At 52.2% G+C, this 15,905-nt stretch carries 15 protein-coding genes and 1 pseudogene; 5 read left to right on the top strand and 11 right to left on the bottom strand.

What is annotated here, in order from left to right:
* The first annotated feature begins 61 nt into the window (after nucleotides 1–61).
* Together tyrS and pdxY are read left to right on the top strand one after the other, a co-directional pair.
* Nucleotides 62–1,336 (top strand): tyrosine--tRNA ligase, encoded by a 1,275-nt coding sequence (tyrS, locus tag SYMBAF_RS06195; RefSeq protein ID WP_040265927.1) that lies wholly within the window; start codon nucleotides 62–64, stop codon nucleotides 1,334–1,336.
* A gap of 50 nt (nucleotides 1,337–1,386) precedes the next feature.
* Nucleotides 1,387–2,247, top strand: coding sequence for a pyridoxal kinase PdxY (gene pdxY, locus SYMBAF_RS06190; protein ID WP_040265929.1), 861 nt, complete (start codon nucleotides 1,387–1,389; stop codon nucleotides 2,245–2,247).
* Nucleotides 2,248–2,288: 41 nt separating this feature from the next.
* Here the strand turns inward: pdxY and gstA are convergent, their stop codons facing one another.
* From gstA to rsxA, 9 genes are all read right to left on the bottom strand, one after another.
* Entirely contained in the window at nucleotides 2,289–2,894 is a 606-nt protein-coding gene (gstA, locus tag SYMBAF_RS06185; protein WP_040265931.1) for a glutathione transferase GstA, read from the bottom strand.
* Between the two features lie 76 nt (nucleotides 2,895–2,970).
* Nucleotides 2,971–4,488 carry a dipeptide/tripeptide permease DtpA gene (gene dtpA / locus SYMBAF_RS06180; RefSeq protein WP_040265933.1) on the bottom strand — a complete coding sequence of 506 codons (1,518 nt, stop codon included), beginning with the start codon at nucleotides 4,486–4,488 and terminating at the stop codon, nucleotides 2,971–2,973.
* A 548-nt stretch (nucleotides 4,489–5,036) separates the two neighbouring features.
* Nucleotides 5,037–5,678 carry an endonuclease III gene (gene nth / locus SYMBAF_RS06175; protein ID WP_040265935.1) on the bottom strand — a complete coding sequence of 214 codons (642 nt, stop codon included), beginning with the start codon at nucleotides 5,676–5,678 and terminating at the stop codon, nucleotides 5,037–5,039.
* Complete coding sequence (locus SYMBAF_RS06170; protein ID WP_040265936.1) at nucleotides 5,675–6,376, bottom strand: electron transport complex subunit E; 702 nt, start codon at nucleotides 6,374–6,376, stop codon at nucleotides 5,675–5,677. Before SYMBAF_RS06170 ends, nth begins: the two co-directional genes overlap by 4 nt.
* The gene (gene rsxG / locus SYMBAF_RS06165) at nucleotides 6,373–7,002 is read right to left on the bottom strand and encodes an electron transport complex subunit RsxG (RefSeq protein ID WP_040265938.1); all 630 of its coding nucleotides are present in this window, start codon (nucleotides 7,000–7,002) and stop codon (nucleotides 6,373–6,375) included. Before rsxG ends, SYMBAF_RS06170 begins: the two co-directional genes overlap by 4 nt.
* Before the next feature lie 9 nt (nucleotides 7,003–7,011).
* On the bottom strand, nucleotides 7,012–8,097 hold the full coding sequence (gene rsxD / locus SYMBAF_RS06160; protein ID WP_040265940.1) for an electron transport complex subunit RsxD: 1,086 nt from the start codon (nucleotides 8,095–8,097) through the stop codon (nucleotides 7,012–7,014).
* A 123-nt stretch (nucleotides 8,098–8,220) separates the two neighbouring features.
* Entirely contained in the window at nucleotides 8,221–10,074 is a 1,854-nt protein-coding gene (gene rsxC, locus SYMBAF_RS06155; RefSeq protein ID WP_040265942.1) for an electron transport complex subunit RsxC, read from the bottom strand.
* A complete protein-coding gene (rsxB, locus tag SYMBAF_RS06150; protein ID WP_040265943.1) occupies nucleotides 10,067–10,639 on the bottom strand; it encodes an electron transport complex subunit RsxB in 573 nt (190 codons plus the stop codon). Before rsxB ends, rsxC begins: the two co-directional genes overlap by 8 nt.
* A complete protein-coding gene (gene rsxA / locus SYMBAF_RS06145; protein WP_006708052.1) occupies nucleotides 10,639–11,220 on the bottom strand; it encodes an electron transport complex subunit RsxA in 582 nt (193 codons plus the stop codon). Before rsxA ends, rsxB begins: the two co-directional genes overlap by 1 nt.
* Nucleotides 11,221–11,594: 374 nt before the next feature.
* Here rsxA and SYMBAF_RS06140 point away from each other — a divergent pair, with 374 nt between their 5' ends.
* Complete coding sequence (locus tag SYMBAF_RS06140) at nucleotides 11,595–12,593, top strand: bile acid:sodium symporter family protein (protein ID WP_040265945.1); 999 nt, start codon at nucleotides 11,595–11,597, stop codon at nucleotides 12,591–12,593.
* A gap of 21 nt (nucleotides 12,594–12,614) precedes the next feature.
* On the opposite strand, the gene add is transcribed toward SYMBAF_RS06140, so the two are convergent.
* Nucleotides 12,615–13,616, bottom strand: a complete 1,002-nt coding sequence (gene add / locus SYMBAF_RS06135; RefSeq protein WP_040265947.1) for an adenosine deaminase — start codon at nucleotides 13,614–13,616, stop codon at nucleotides 12,615–12,617.
* A 934-nt stretch (nucleotides 13,617–14,550) separates the two neighbouring features.
* Between add and SYMBAF_RS17600 the strand changes: the two genes are divergently transcribed.
* Both SYMBAF_RS17600 and SYMBAF_RS06130 read left to right on the top strand, forming a co-directional pair.
* Nucleotides 14,551–14,703 (top strand): DUF5993 family protein, encoded by a 153-nt coding sequence (locus SYMBAF_RS17600; RefSeq protein ID WP_228457221.1) that lies wholly within the window; start codon nucleotides 14,551–14,553, stop codon nucleotides 14,701–14,703.
* 9 nt (nucleotides 14,704–14,712) lie between these two features.
* Entirely contained in the window at nucleotides 14,713–15,276 is a 564-nt protein-coding gene (locus SYMBAF_RS06130; RefSeq protein WP_040265949.1) for a disulfide bond formation protein B, read from the top strand.
* 467 nt (nucleotides 15,277–15,743) lie between these two features.
* On the opposite strand, the pseudogene SYMBAF_RS18355 reads toward SYMBAF_RS06130, so the two are convergent.
* Nucleotides 15,744–15,824: pseudogene (locus tag SYMBAF_RS18355) on the bottom strand (IS1 family transposase); the annotation flags it as partial.
* Nucleotides 15,825–15,905: the final 81 nt, after the last annotated feature.

The raw sequence follows: 15,905 nt of genomic DNA, 5'->3' as shown, positions 1-15,905 counted from the left end.
CGCTGCAGGGCGAAAGAGCTTGTACCGGCAAAGGTGCATTCGTTTATACATGGAGTCATTGATGGCAAGCAGCAACTTGATTAAACAACTGCAAGAGCGGGGCCTCGTTGCCCAGGTAACGGATGAGGAAGCATTAATAGAGCGACTGGCGCAAGGGCCAATTGCACTGTATTGCGGTTTCGATCCGACTGCGGACAGCTTGCATTTGGGCCATCTGGTTCCCTTGCTGTGCCTGAAGCGTTTCCAATTGGCAGGTCATAAGCCGGTCGCGTTGGTGGGGGGGGCCACCGGCTTGATCGGTGATCCTAGCTTTAAGGCAACTGAACGCAAGCTAAATACCAGCGAGACGGTGAGCCAGTGGGGGGAGAAAATCCGCCAGCAGGTTTCTCCGTTCCTTGATTTTGACTGCGGTAGCAACAGCGCCATCGCCGCCAACAATTATGATTGGTACGGCGGCATGAACGTGCTGACTTTCCTGCGCGACATCGGCAAACATTTCTCTGTGAACCAGATGATCAACAAGGAAGCGGTCAAGCAGCGTCTGAATCGTGATGACTCTGGTATCTCCTTCACTGAATTCTCCTACAACCTGTTGCAAGGTTTTGATTTCAGCGAGTTGTATCACCGCCATCAGGTAGAGTTGCAGATCGGCGGTTCTGATCAATGGGGCAATATCACCTCTGGAATCGATCTGACCCGGCGCATGCATCAGAAACCCGTGTTCGGCCTGACTGTGCCGCTGATCACCAAAGCGGATGGCACCAAGTTTGGCAAAACCGAAGGTGGCGCAGTCTGGCTATCGGCAGAGAAAACTAGCCCCTACAAATTCTACCAATTTTGGATCAACACGGCAGATGCCGATGTTTACCGTTTCCTGAAGTTTTTCACCTTCCTGAACCTGGCAGACATCAATGCGTTAGAAGAAGAAGACAAGAACAGCGACCAGGCACCGCGCGCCCAGTACGTGCTGGCGGAGGAAGTGACTGGCATGGTGCACGGTGCCGAAGGTTTAGCTGCTGCTAAGCGTATCACTCAGAGCCTATTTTCCGGTGTGTTACACGACCTGACCGAGGCGGATTTTGCCCAGTTGGCGCAGGACGGCATGCCAACTATCAAGCTTTCAGGGGATGCTGATCTGCAACAGGCGCTGGTGAATGCTGAATTGGTGCCGTCGCGCGGCCAGGCGCGCACCATGATCGTTTCTAATGCGGTGAGCATCAACGGCGAGAAGCAATCCAACGCAGAATACACCTTCAGCGATGCAGACCGCCTGTTTGGCCGTTACACGTTGCTGCGTCGCGGTAAAAAGCATTATTGCCTGGTGGACTGGAAATAATTAGAACAAGATGCTTGGCGGCCCCTTTATTTTTAGCAAGGCACGGTGAGATGAAAAACATTCTTTCTATCCAGTCACATGTGGTGTTTGGTCATGCCGGTAACAGCGCGACGGTTTTTCCCATGCGCCGCATGGGTGTTAACGTCTGGCCGCTAAACACCGTGCAATTTTCCAATCATACCCAGTACGGCAAATGGGCTGGCTGCGTGATGTCGGCTAACCACCTCAGCGAAATCGTTCAGGGGATCGCCGATATTGATCAACTGAAGCATTGTGATGCGGTACTGAGTGGCTATATCGGCTCGGCGGAACAAGGTAGCCATATTTTAGCGATTGTGCGTCAGGTCAAGCTAGCTAATCCGAACGCCTGGTATTTCTGCGATCCGGTCATGGGGCACCCTGAAAAGGGCTGTATCGTGGCACCGGGTGTGGCTGAGTTCCACTGTCAGCAGTCGCTGCCGTGCAGCGACATCATCGCGCCAAATCTACTGGAGCTGGAACTGTTGAGCCAGCGGGAGATCTGCAATGTGGGCCAGGCGGTGAGCGCTGCTCATGCTTTGATCGCCCAAGGGCCTAAGCGAGTGTTGGTCAAGCATCTAAGCCGCGCCGGTTATCGTCAGGATTTTTTCGAAATGCTGCTGGTAACGGCGGATGAAGCCTGGCACATCAGCCGACCGCTGGTAGACTTCGGTACGCGGCAGCCAGTTGGCGTGGGCGACCTGACCAGCGGCCTGTTATTGGTGAATTTGTTAAAAGGAAAGACACTGGACAAGGCATTGGAGCACACCGCTGCCGCAGTGTATGAGGTGATACTGACAACTCAGCAAATGGGGGAATATGAACTGCAGGTTGTTGCCGCACAGGATATGATCGTACAACCGCGCTGTGAATTTAAAGCGGTGAAATTGTAAACAGCCCCTGAACCGGGGCCGTGATATTTACCGGACACAGCCTACTTCAACCCTTCGGCGTTTAATGCCGCAATGACTGCTGGCCGCGCGGCGATGCGATCAAACCAAGCAATCAGATGGGCATAGTGTTTGGTATTAAACTGCAAGGTCATCGCCCAGCGCAGCACGGTAAACAGATAGGTATCTGCCACGCTGAAACGGCTTCCTAGCAGGTAGTGCTGTTTAGCTAGCACTGAGTCCAAATAGTTGAACTGTTGCTCAAGCTTGGTTCGTGCGATGGCCTGGTACTCATCTGGCGTTTTAGGATTGAACAGTGGACTGAATCCCTTGTGCAGCTCGGTAGCAATGTAGTTCAGCCATTCAATCGCATGGTAGCGCGACAGGGTGCCTGCCGCTGGCATCAGATCGCGATCCGGCACGCGGTCAGCCAAATATTGTACGATGGCCACGCCCTCGGTCAGCAGACTGCCGTCATCAAGCAGCAATGCTGGCACTTGTCCTTTAGGGTTGATGCTCAGATAATCTGCACCGCTCTCGGTTTTCTTCTGCACCAAATCAACTTTTTCCGCCGTAAAATCCAGGCCAGCCTCACACAGGACGATATGCGCAGACAGAGAACAGGCACCCGCTTTATAGAACAGTTTCATCGCTAGCTCCTCGGTAGTGATCGGTGACAGATAGGGTAAACCTCTTATTTTGGTGACTGTTTCATGATAGCGAATGTCAGTCAGCAGCGGCCAGCGCCTTCATGTTGGTATCTTCGGCGGTGTCCAACGTCATGCGGTACAGCTTAGGCGCGGTCAGTATCATCAGGATAGCCATTACTGCGGTGGCAATACCGATTTGCATAAACACATGGCTGTAGATGGCCAACGAAGTGTGAGCATTGTGGATGTCAGTCGGCACTGCGGTCAAAGCAGCAACTTTACCGGCGATCAGTGCAGCGGCAGCGCTGGTCAGGAACCAAGACCCCATGATGAAGCCCATCAGGCGCTGTGGCGCCAGATGGGCCACCATCGCCAGACCCAGGCCGGAGATCATCAGTTCACCGATGCTTTGTAGCGCATAGCTCAGGATCAGCCAGTTCACGGAAAGAATGCCATGATCGTCGGCAAAGCTGGCACCCCACGGCAGTACCAAAAAGGCGCAGGAGCATAGCACCATACCGAATGCGAACTTGTGCGGCATAGGCAAGCGGTCACCCATCTTATTGTACAGTGCCGCCAGAATCGGGCTAGCCAACATGATCCAGAACGGGTTTAGTGCCTGGTATTGCTCAGGTTGAAACGCGATACCGAGGATATTGTGTTCAACATTGTGAATAGCGAAGAAGTTCAACGAAGTGGGCATCTGGCTGTACAGTACAAAGAACACTACCGCTTCCAGCATCAGCAGGAAGGCGACAATCATCTTGCGGCGTGCGGCACCGTGCAGCGTAAAAGTCTCTTTGGTGAAGATGACGACAATGCCAACCGAGATGATGGCTAGCGCCCAGCGGGCGATCATCTGGTTGTGCAGCAACCAGTTGGAAACCGCGACCAGGGCGATCACACCGACCAGCACTGCCAGCAGCTTCATTAGGTGCAGTGGTTTGAAGTCCGGCTTGGAACCGTATTTTTTTACCCACTGGCGACAAAGCATAAAGTTGACCAAGGTGATCAGCAAACCCACCACACTCAGGGAAAAGGCAACGCTCCAGCCGTAGTGCACCGCCAGCCACGGGGTAGCCAGCATCGAGAAGAAGGAACCGATATTTACCGACATATAGTACATGGTGAATGCGCCATCGAGGCGTGGATCATGCCGCTCATAGCAGGTAGAGAGCAAGGATGACGGGTTGGCTTTGAATAGGCCGCTGCCCACGGCAATGGTTGCCATGCCCAGATAAACCCAGAAAACCTCATGACCGGAGTAGGCTACCATGGCGTAACCGAGCGCCAGTACCAATGCGCCCAGCACGATCACGCGTTTGCTACCCAGCACGATATCGCCCAGCCAGCCGCCAATGGCGACAAAGCCAAACACCAGCGCGCTGAAGGAGGAGTACAGGGTGATAGACTCGGCTTCGCTGAGGCCAAGCATCTTGACCAGATAAACCGCCATGATGCCTTGCAGGCCGTAAAAACCGAAGCGCTCCCAGAGTTCGATCGAGAAGATCAAATAGAACGCCTTAGGTTGTTTGAAAGCATTTAGGCTAATGATTCCCGTTTGTTCACTGCTGCTGTTGTTTGCTGTTGACATTGATACCTCTAATTTTTCACGGCCCGACTCGGAAAGACGGGAAAGGGTAAAAGATGATGCGTAACTGCATCTTTCCGCATTGTTATAGGATCGAAGAGTGGCGATTAATGTTCACTATCTTTACCAACGAAACAAGGGGATTATCATATTCAGTTACACATAATACGGCCATTTATTTTCACGGCTTTTCAATGTTATCTTTTATTATTTTCTGAATTTTTATTCCGACATAAAGAATCAGGTTAATTGATTGTGCTGAATTGTTTTTTTAATCTAAAGCTGGGAAAGTGAATCTCTCTTTAGAATAACATGCCCATGAAATATTGGGTGAATATAAAAAAGCGAAATGGCATTTATAATAACGGAAACGTGACATTCTCCACAATATTGGGCTGAATTTTCACTTGAAATATCGCTACAAGGTTTTTTCTACTGAAATTTTCATCATGCAGCAACATTTACTGCTCGATATCACATATTTGATAAAAACACGCAGTGACTGGGAAGAGAACCAGGAGGAAGCGAAGGCAGTTTGGTTGCTCGGAGCATTAAGCGCCGGGGTAAACCTTTTCTTTAAACTCGCACAGATCTTCGATAACGCAGGAACCACAGCGGGGCTTTCTCGCAACGCAGGTGTAGCGCCCATGCAGGATCAGCCAGTGGTGGCAGTCGACCTTGAACTCGGCAGGAACCACCTTCAGCAACTTTTCCTCGACCATATCGACGTTTTTTCCCGGTGCGAAATGCGTGCGGTTGCAGACGCGGAAGATATGGGTATCTACGGCAATGGTTGGCCAACCAAAGGCGGTGTTCAGCACCACATTGGCAGTTTTACGGCCTACGCCTGGCAGCGCCTCCAACGCGGCGCGGTCTTCGGGGACTTCACCGCCGTGCAGTTCCAGCAACCTGCGGCAGGTTCTAATCACATTTTCAGCCTTGCTGTTGAACAGGCCGATGGTCTTGATGTACGCCTTGACGCCATCGACACCCAGCGCCAGCAGGGCGGCCGGCGTATTGGCGACTGGATACAGCTTTGCCGTCGCCTTATTGACGCTGACATCAGTGGCCTGTGCAGAAAGCAGCACTGCAATCAGCAACTCAAACGGCGTGGTATACACCAGCTCAGTGGTCGGATGCGGGTTGTTGTCGCGCAGCCGGGTAAGAATTTCCAGTCGCTTGAGTTTATTCATCGGACTTTCTCTGTGCATTCTACTGCCAACATTGCGACGGGAATGCTGGCCTGAGCCTTACGTACCTTCATCTTCTCGTCTATCAGGTACTTCAGCGCCAGCAGCAGACCCAGGCCGATAAAGGCCCCTGGCGGCAGCATTGCTAGCAGAAATGGGCTATCAAAATGCACTACCTCGATACGCATCAACTTTGCCCAACTGCCCAGCAGCATATCGGCACCATCAAACAGCGTGCCTTTGCTTAGCAGCTCGCGCATCGCGCCTAACGTCACCATTACGCTAGTCGCACCGAAACCGATGGCCATACCATCTAGTGCCGACAGGCCAATAGACTTCTTAGCCGCTACTGCCTCAGCGCGGCCAACCACGATGCAGTTGGTGACGATCAGCGGAATAAAGATCCCCAAAGACTGGTAAAGGCCAAAGGTGTAGGCGTTGATCAGCATTTGCACGATACTGACCACCGCCGCGATAATCATCACATAAATCGGGATGCGTACTTCACTTGGCACCCAGCGGCGTACCGCCGAAATGGAGGCATTGGTCAGCGTCAGTACTAAAGTGGTTGCTAGGCCCAGCCCAAGGGCGTTGGTGACCGTGGAGGTCACCGCCAACAGTGGACACATTCCCAGCAGTTGCACCAGCGCTGAGTTATTCTTCCATAACCCCTGAACAATCAGATCTTTTGCTTCACTCATTTGTTGGTTCCACATACCGATAGGCTACCCAGTTTAGGTGGCAACGTTTCCATATACAATGCCGTGCGCCGCACGGCATTCACCACGGCACGTGGGGTAATGGTCGCACCGGTGAATTGATCGAACATACCGCCATCCTTCTTTACAGCCCAGTGTTTATCACCTGAGCTTTCGATCTTCTTGCCGCTAAAGAAGGCGATCCAATTCGATATGCGCAGTTCAATTTTGTCGCCTAAGCCTGGCGTTTCGTGATGCTCGATCACCCGAGTGCCAAGCACGGTGCCGTTGAAGTCAGCACCGACCAGCAGTTGAATGGCACCAGAGTAACCGTCGGGCGCAATGGTCTCTAGCGCTGCGGCGCTTGGCTGACCATTTTTGCGCGCCAGATACAGGTGATGTGGGCCGCTGTTGCCCAGTATCGGATCGCTGACCAGAAAGCACTCGGCTTGCATATTATTGTCGTAATTCTCCGGCGGCACGACCTGATCGAGCAATGCTTTTTGCTGCTGTGCCGCCTGATGCGCGATGGTTTTTTGCGTCAGGCTGTTAACTACAGCAGTCAAACCCGTGGTGACCGCAGCGAAAACCGCCAGCGTAGTGCCATGTTTCTTCATTGATTTCAGCATCATGGCTCCTTAGCGATGACCGTAAACGCGCGGCTGCGTGTAATGGTCGATTAGCGGTACGGTGATATTAGCCAACAACACGGCGAAGGCCACGCCATCCGGGTAGCCGCCATAAACGCGGATCAGCCATACCAGCACACCAATTAGCGCGCCGTAAATTAGGCGCCCCCTCGGCGTGGTTGAGGCGCTGACCGGATCTGTGGCGATAAAAAATGCGCCGAGCATGCTGGCACCGGAGAACAGATGAATCAGCGGCGATGCCTGGTGAGCCGCATCGCATCCCCAAGCCAGCCCAGAGCAGATGGCGAGCGCTGCCAACATGCTGACCGGGATCTGCCAGTGGATCAGCTTACAGGCGAGCATGAACAGGCCGCCGACGAGAAAACCGAGGTTGACCCACTGCCAGCCAATGCCCGCCAGCACACCACCAAACAGCGGCTGCTGTAACACCTGTTCAACGCGGTAGCCGCTGCGTAAACCGGTTTTGAAAGTATCCAGTGGCGTGGCTTGGCTGACGCCGTCATAAGCCATCTGAAACGCGTGGATGTCAGCCCCCTGAGCACTATGCCCACTAAAAATGATCAGCCAGGTATCTTGGAATGACAGTGCCGTGGCGCGTAGTTCGTGCGGCGATAGCCAACTGGTCATCTGTACCGGGAAGGAGATCAGTAGCACCACATAGCCGACCATCGCCGGGTTGAACGGGTTCTGCCCCAGGCCCCCGTATAATTGTTTGGCGATCACGATGGCACAAAAGGTGCCGATGACGATCATCCACCAAGGGGCTAACGGAGGCAAGCTGATGCCGAGCAGCAGGGCGGTCAGTAGCGCGGAGTTGTCCGCCAACCGATGGCGCACCGGTAGTTTGCGCAACGCCAGAATGGCCGCTTCCGCCAGCAGCGCGACTATCATCGCCAACGCGGTTTGAATGAGTGTGCCGTAACCAAAGAAGCCTACCTGCGCCGCGATACCAGGAATACAGGCCAACATTACCCACAGCATGATGCGGCGGGTGTTTTGCGGGTTATGGGTGAAAGGTGAACTGGCAATGTGTAAGCCTTTGGCGGCTGTAGATGATACCGGCCTGAACTTCATAGAGTAACGACACCTTTTGCCAAACTTGTGGCAGTTCTATCGCCCTGCACGACAAGGCGCTGTAAAAATTTATCGCTGGGCATTCTACCTGATTCATTGCCAGGGTAATACGCTTTAATCGGGTTACTCTTCATTGGTTTCAGAAGGCGAGGCTTCCCGTGCTGCTTTCTTGGCTTTAGCACGGGCGATGGCTGCTGCTACCGCTGCCTTGCGCGGATCTGCTTCAACCACAGCAGGTGCTGCTGGGTTTGGCACAGGGAGGGGGGCCAGCGCCGCTTCTTTTTTAGCTTTCACGCGTGCCAGTGCAGCAGCCACCGCCGCTTTGCGCGGATCTTCGCTTGCGCTGGCCTGGGTTTCCTGCTGGGCGCGGCGTTCGCGCGCCTGTGCCTTGCGTGCTTCACGGGCGGCGGTGATCTCGCGATTATCCGGCTGCTGGCCATGAACCGTCGTGGCTGTTGCCTCAGCGTTTTTGCTGCGCACCCGTGCCAGTGCGGCTTGCACTGTATTCTGATCGTCATTGGTCAGTTTTATGGCCGCTTTCTGGTGACGCTGTTCACGTGCTAGCTTCTCACGTTCTATACGCGCCAGCTTGGCTTCATAACGTGCTTTGGCTTCGGCGGTACGTGCCGCTGCCTGATCGATGGCCTTAATCTCGGCCTTTTCTTGCCGGTAGTACTGCACCAGCGGAATATTACTGGGGCATACGAACGCACAGGCACCGCACTCGATGCAGTCGGACAAATTATGGTTACGCGCTTTGTCATGCTCCTTGCCACGGCTAAACCAGTAAAGTTGCTGCGGTAACAAACCCGCAGGGCAGGCATCCACGCACAACCCGCAACGGATGCAAGCCTGCTCAGGCACTTGCGGCGACATTTCATTGAGCGATGGGGCCAGAATGCAATTGCTGATTTTAACAATAGGTACGTTGAGGGCGGGAAGGGTAAAACCCATCAATGGCCCCCCCATCACTACCATCGGTTGCGCCTGCGGTTGGAAACCGGCATAGTCTAATAGATGCTGTACTGGCGTACCTATGCGCGCCCACAGGTTACCTGGCTTACTGAGCGCCTCGCCGCTCAGGGTGACCACGCGTTCAATCAATGGTTCACCGTTGACTATCGCGCGTTTGATGGCGAAGGCAGTACCAACGTTCTGCATCAACACACCGATGGCAGAGGAGTGCTTGCCGTGCGGCACTTCTTTTCCAGTGAGGATTTTGGTCAGTTGCTTGGCCCCACCGGAAGGGTACTTGGTCGGGATCACCCGCAGCGCAATACCTGGTTGACCATGCAGTGCTTGCTTTAGCGCCGCAATGGCCTCTGGTTTGTTATCTTCGATACCGATTAAGGTGACTTTCGGTTGCAGCACATGGCGCAGGATCTGCGTACCCTCAATAATTTGGTCGGCATGCTCTTGCATTAGACGATCGTCGGCGGTGATATAAGGCTCACACTCGGCGGCATTAAGGATCAGCGTCTCCACGCTGCTGATGCCGCTTTGCAATTTGCTGGCGGTGGGGAAGCCAGCCCCCCCCAGGCCGGCAATACCAGCTTGATGGATGCGCTGAATCAGCTCCGCCGCTGATAGTTGGCGGTAATTCGCCACCGGATCGCGCTGACCCCAGCGGTCTTCGCCGTCAGCCTCAATGAACACGCACAGCTCTGCCAGCCCAGAGGGGTGGGCGGTGATATGCGGCTTGATGGCGTTGACGGTGCCGGAAGTCGGGGCGTGTACGGGAACCACACGGCCTTGACCGACAGTCAAGGGTTGGCCTTTCAGCACTCGATCACCGAGGGTGATGCACAACTCGCCCTCCGGCCCCAAATGCTGCTGTAGCGGGATCACAAAGGTCGTTGGCAAGGGAACGGCACGCAGTGGCACGCAGCAAGATTGCGCCTTCATTTCCGGCGGATGTATTCCACCGTTGAAATCCCAGATCCGGTCTTTTTTAAATGCGTCGAACAGCTTAAACATGTTGCTCCACATGAATCACTTGCACTGGGATGGTCTTCATATCCCACTTCCAGTTAGCGGGAGTGGTAGCGATCGGTCTCATTTCAATACAGTCAGTAGGGCAGGGGGCGACGCACAGATCGCAACCGGTACAGAGGTCTGCAATCACCGTGTGCATGGCACGAGTAGCCCCCACAATGGCATCTACCGGGCAGGCTTGAATGCACTTGGTACAGCCGATACAGTTGGCTTCATCGATATAGGCGACCTGTCGCACCGGTTCGGCGGCAGTTTCGCTGCCCAATGGCTGTGGCTCTACGTTGAGCAACTCAGCCAGTTTTAGCATCACCGGCTCGCCGCCAGGAGCGCACTTGTTGATCATCTCACCGTTGGCCACCGCCTCGGCATAGGGGCGGCAACCGGGGTATCCGCACTGGCCGCATTGGCTTTGCGGCAGAATATCATCGACCTGTTCGGCTACCGGATCTTCTGCTACCTCAAAGCGCCGTGCGGCATAGCCCAGCGCCAGACCGAACAGCAACCCGAGCGCACTGAGCACCGCAATAGCAACCCACAATGCGCTCATTAGCCTTTCACCAGCCCGGTAAAGCCCATAAAGGCCAGCGACATCAACCCGGCAGTGATCAGCGCGATCGCGGAACCACGAAACGGTGCTGGCACATCGGCAACAGCCAAGCGTTCGCGGATAGCAGCAAACAGCACCATCACCAGAGAAAATCCAGCGGCAGCGCTGAAGCCATACACCGCAGACTGTAGGAAGTTATAGCCCAGGTTGACGTTAAGCAGTGCTACACCGAGCACTGCGCAGTTGGTGGTGATCAGCGGCAGGAAGATGCCCAGCAGGCGATACAACGCTGGACTGGTTTTGCGCACCACCATCTCGGTAAATTGCACCACCACTGCGATCACCAGAATGAACGACAGCGTGCGTAAATACACCAGATCCAGCGGAACCAGGATAAAGGTATTGATCAGCCAAGCGCTGACAGATGCCAACGTCATAACAAAGGTGGTGGCCATCCCCATGCCGATGGCACTTTCCAGCTTCTTGGATACGCCGAGGAAGGGACACAGGCCAAGAAACTTCACCAAGACGAAGTTGTTCACCAGTACGGTACCGACAAACAGGAGCATGTATTCGGTCATTACGATACCTAGAAAAATAAAAGCCGCCTATTATCGGGAATCTGCGGCGCAACGACAACCTTCTATAGCAAGGTTATGGCGATTTTGGGTTTATTCTAGCCAAAATTTGCACAATAATCCGCTGGGTCGCTTCCCTGAGCTAAATGAACAGACCCTATAAAGCAGCTCTACTCGGTGGTATTGATAAGGAAAATATCGCTATTATTTCGCCTACCCACCAAGGATGTATGGCAAATGTTGCCACGTGCTAAGCGCCTAAGTGGGATAGGCTCTAAATACCTGTTACGTTACCTTAATATTAGGGGCAGTTGGGGATAAGGCTCCTCAAGGCATAATGGCCTTTTTACAACATTTAATGCAAGGAAATCCACTTCATGTCTTGGTTGCAGCGTCTGCGTATTGATAAATTTTTGCTGGTGTTAATTTTGGTGGTGATCATCGCCTCGCTTTTCCCCTGTGAAGGGGGCTGGAAAATCTTCTTTGCACATCTGACTACCGCCGCAATTGCACTGCTGTTCTTTATGCACGGTGCCAAGCTGTCGCGCACGGCGGTCATTGCTGGCATGAGCCACTGGAGGCTACATCTGGTGGTGTTTCTCAGCACCTTTGCGTTGTTCCCCCTGCTAGGGTTGGCGATGAACCTGCTGGTACCGGGTGTGATGACGCCGACGGTCTACCTCGGTTTCCTCTATCTGTGCGCATTGCCAGCCACAGTGCAGTCGTCTATCGCTTTTACCTCGGCGGCGGGCGGCAACGTAGCAGCAGCGATTTGCAGCGCCTCGGCGTCCAGCATTCTCGGCGTATTCTTATCACCGCTGTTAGTTGGAGCGCTAATGCATACCCAGGGCGGCGATACCGATGTGTTGCAGGCTATCGGCGCGATCATGTTGCAACTGATAGTTCCCTTTGTGGTTGGTCATTTGATGCGACCACTGATCGGCAAATGGGTCGATCGCCACCGCAAACTGATTAATATTACCGACAGATCATCAATACTGCTGGTGGTGTATAGCGCCTTCAGTGCGGCAATAGTGGAAAACCTCTGGCACAAGATTGATGGCTGGTCGTTGCTGACCATTCTGATGATGTCGCTGCTGCTACTGGCGGTGGTGATGATGGTTAACACCTACGCCGCGCGTTGGCTGGGGTTTGATACTGCCGACGAGATCACCATCGTGTTCTGCGGTTCCAAAAAGAGCTTGGCGAATGGCATCCCGATGGCTAACGTGCTATTCCCAGCCGCTACGGTGGGGGTCATGGTGTTACCGCTGATGATTTTCCACCAGGTGCAGTTGATGGTGTGCGCGCTGCTAGCGCAGCGTTATGCGGGTAAAATGGCCAAACAGCGTGCCATACTGGACGCGACAAAATGAAAAACGCGCGCCCAGCTTGTGTCATCCCCCTTGAACTTTGGTGCGTAGCGCCTGCTTTTCCTGCTCGCTGAGGAACGCCATTTTCAGGCCGTTTTCCTGCGCCGTGCGTATCTCCGCCGGCGTCAAGCCAGCCTGTGGCGCGGCAACACGGTATTCGTGTTCGATTTCAATGCCTTGAACCGCCGGATCGTCGGTATTGATTGACGCCAACACGCCGTGGCGTAGGAACTGAGCCAGCGGGTGCTGCGCTAACGATGGCACTGTGCTGGTTTGCATGTTTGACGTCAGGCAAGATTCGATGCCAATACCTTGCTCTGCCAAGAAATCCATCAGCGCAGGATCTTCAATCGCTTTTACCCCATGGCCGATACGCTCGGCACCCAGCTTGTGGATCGCCTGCCAGATACTTTCCGACCCAGCGGCTTCACCGGCATGCACGGTAATACGCAAGCCAGCGTCGCGTGCGCGGCTAAAGTGGTTAAGGAACAGGCTACCGGGGAAACCCAACTCATCGCCCGCCAGATCCAGCGCGGTAATGCCATCGCGGTGCGCCAGCAGGGCAGCAAGCTCCTGTTGGCAGGCGGCTTCGCCGAAGGTGCGGCTCATGATGCCGATCAGTCGGATATCGATATCATACTCATGGCAGCCGGAGCGAATGCCATCAACCACCGCTTCCACCACGCCTGCCACCGGCAACCGATGTTTCATCGCCATGTAGTAAGGAGAGAAACGCAGCTCGGCGTAGTGCAGCCCAGCGTTAGCCGCGTCCTCGACGTTTTCGTACGCTACGCGGTGGCAGGCATCAAGATCGCCCAGCACTGCCACTCCCCAGTCAAGCTTCTGTAGAAAACTGATCAGATCCGGTTCAGCCTGAGTGATTTGTACGTGCGGGCGCAGCGCTTCAAGCTCCTGAGCGGGCAGGGGGAGGTTGAACTGGCGACCAAGATCGAGAATGGTTTGCGCACGGATGTTGCCGTCGAGATGGCGATGGATATCGGTCAGCGGCAGGTGGGGGGCGATCATGATAGGCACTCGTTATTTTGTTATAAGTAATGTGCATATCAGTATAAAAAAAAACGGATGGAAATTGCCATTGCCTGGTATAAATAAGTAATGCCAGGCTAAGTCTCGTCTTTGATGATGGCGGCTTCGCAGACCAAAAGCCCGTAATCAGCCCGGCAATGTGTAAGTACGGGCTGTTGGGGCAAGTCTGAGGGGCACTGCCTCGAGGTGAAGAGCCACTTATTTTGGCCAGCCCTTGTGAAACAGGAGATCGGGACGTTTTCGCTGCCAAGTAGTGCTACATTAGGCTTGCTATGCTTCGCCTGCCAGATGTCCATAAATGGCAGGCGTAGCGGTATTAGGAGCAGCTATTTAGACCTTGGGGTAGGTTTTATAATCACATTGGCGTGATAAAAATATTTATTTTTTCATCAGCAAAACGGGATAAAGAAAAATAATCACCATCTAATCTAAGTATTTACTTGATATTCTCAAAAATAAGCAGAAATTGAGCGCATTATAAAGACCCATACTTTTGTAAAGCTATATTTACAATGACTAAAGATGTCCCTCCCCCACAGATTAGGGAGAATTTAGCACAAAACTAATCATCTTCATCCAGAGTTCAATTTGCTGACCAATAAGAGCTGTAGCATTTCTCTGCGTTGCTGCTGTCCACTGGCTCGGTATTGACTCCCTCAACCCTGAGTTTATCTCTAAGGTGACAGGGGCTAGCTTTGTTAATGGGAGAAATTTATAAGAAAAATCTATAGCTGAATGGAGAATTTGCGACAAACTGAGTTGTTATTCTGTCCATTAAATCGAAAATATGGAATATTCAAAAGCCGTTTGATTTTTGGAAACGTCTTATGCAGCTTTTTATTAGACACCGGCATCAACCCACTCGCAGTGCAGCTATCTACAATAACCCTACAAAGGAGATCTTCACGTGTTCATGTTTCTTCCATTTTTGATAGCCTTTGGCACAGTGCTATGCATTGTGTGGGGCAAAAAAAAATTAAGTTACACCTTTTGGAGTATTCTGTTAGTGGTGGTTATTCTTACGTTTGAACATCATGCAACTGACGTTTTAAATCTGTCATTCTGAGAAATAGACATGGAAAACATTGAACAAAAAAACAGCCATTTCATCGTATTTATGAATTTGTTAGGACTTGTTGGCATATCCAGTGTTCTTTTAGTGGCATTTTACTATCAGCTAGTAAATTTTGAGTTACCCTGTCCACTTTGTCTACTGCAACGGGTGGGGTTGATCCTTGCTGGTTTTGGTTTTTTACTTAATATTCGGCAAGGTATCAACGTTTCCCACTATGGTATGGTTCTCATAGGTAGCCTTGTTACTGGCATGGTTGCGGTTCGGCAAATATTGTTACATATCACACCGGGTGATCCTGGATATGGTTCGACTTTCCTTGGATTACATTTCTATACCTGGGCACTGATAACATCAGTTCTGATAGTGATTGCCGTTGCCCTGATCATGATAATAAGTGACCTATCGCGTAAATGGATCGCCTTTCCCCGTTTACCAGCGGTTAATAAGATTGCATGTCTATTATTTGCACTATTGATCGTGGGTAACTTGGTTTCTACAGTACTTGAGTGTGGTAGCGGGCAATGTGCGGATAACCCGATTAAGTATGAATTATTGTCAAACTAACTCATTTCCCTAAATATCTCCGTATGAGATTTAAGGCCCCTCTGTGTCACTCTTGGCACCGAGGGGCAATCCTTGTGTGCGGAACGCTATTGCCGTGATTTCATTGCCTACAACAACATAATACTCAATTCAGTGTATGGAAAGGATGCTGGTCAATGTGGTGTATCTCAGGAAGTGCTTGATGAATTTACCAGGATATCGCCAATTGCCTGATGCCACTCGCTGTTTACTGGTCGCTATAATTTTAAAAAAAGTAGCAGTCAAATAGATGTAGATAAAAAACACCTTTATGAGGACAAACATGATGGAAATCAGCAGAGAATATAGGTGCAAATAAATTTTTCATGCAATTCAAATGGACGTGAATATCATATCGTCTTACGTGTCAGTCGTTTAAGATGCATGCGGAAATTAATATTATGTTGCCCAATTCACTGAGTAAATATCTTTGCGTTAAAATGTATTTTTTATGGGACTTCTCGCTCGTAACTTCCCCAGCCATCCGTGGTAATTAAACCCAGACTAAAGGGCTGCCGCAATATCAGAAGCCGATGGCAAGTTTAATCAGTTCTCGGGCCAAAACGTGCACCATAACCTATTTTATTTTTGTATCAAAAACATACCATCGC

Origin of the sequence: Serratia symbiotica, from assembly GCF_000821185.2 — a bacterium.
GTDB classification, from domain to species: Bacteria; Pseudomonadota; Gammaproteobacteria; order Enterobacterales; family Enterobacteriaceae; genus Serratia; species Serratia symbiotica.
The sequence above is the reverse complement of the archived record's forward strand: the minus strand, read 5'-3'. Positions and strand labels throughout refer to the sequence as shown.

Coding starts and splice junctions, on each gene's coding strand:
- tyrS (WP_040265927.1), top strand. CDS start 62: ATGGCAAGCAGCAACTTGATTAAACAACTGCAAGAGCGGGGCCTCGTT.
- pdxY (WP_040265929.1), top strand. CDS start 1,387: ATGAAAAACATTCTTTCTATCCAGTCACATGTGGTGTTTGGTCATGCC.
- gstA (WP_040265931.1), bottom strand. CDS start 2,894: ATGAAACTGTTCTATAAAGCGGGTGCCTGTTCTCTGTCTGCGCATATC.
- dtpA (WP_040265933.1), bottom strand. CDS start 4,488: ATGTCAACAGCAAACAACAGCAGCAGTGAACAAACGGGAATCATTAGC.
- nth (WP_040265935.1), bottom strand. CDS start 5,678: ATGAATAAACTCAAGCGACTGGAAATTCTTACCCGGCTGCGCGACAAC.
- SYMBAF_RS06170 (WP_040265936.1), bottom strand. CDS start 6,376: ATGAGTGAAGCAAAAGATCTGATTGTTCAGGGGTTATGGAAGAATAAC.
- rsxG (WP_040265938.1), bottom strand. CDS start 7,002: ATGCTGAAATCAATGAAGAAACATGGCACTACGCTGGCGGTTTTCGCT.
- rsxD (WP_040265940.1), bottom strand. CDS start 8,097: ATGAAGTTCAGGCCGGTATCATCTACAGCCGCCAAAGGCTTACACATT.
- rsxC (WP_040265942.1), bottom strand. CDS start 10,074: ATGTTTAAGCTGTTCGACGCATTTAAAAAAGACCGGATCTGGGATTTC.
- rsxB (WP_040265943.1), bottom strand. CDS start 10,639: ATGAGCGCATTGTGGGTTGCTATTGCGGTGCTCAGTGCGCTCGGGTTG.
- rsxA (WP_006708052.1), bottom strand. CDS start 11,220: ATGACCGAATACATGCTCCTGTTTGTCGGTACCGTACTGGTGAACAAC.
- SYMBAF_RS06140 (WP_040265945.1), top strand. CDS start 11,595: ATGTCTTGGTTGCAGCGTCTGCGTATTGATAAATTTTTGCTGGTGTTA.
- add (WP_040265947.1), bottom strand. CDS start 13,616: ATGATCGCCCCCCACCTGCCGCTGACCGATATCCATCGCCATCTCGAC.
- SYMBAF_RS17600 (WP_228457221.1), top strand. CDS start 14,551: ATGTTTCTTCCATTTTTGATAGCCTTTGGCACAGTGCTATGCATTGTG.
- SYMBAF_RS06130 (WP_040265949.1), top strand. CDS start 14,713: ATGGAAAACATTGAACAAAAAAACAGCCATTTCATCGTATTTATGAAT.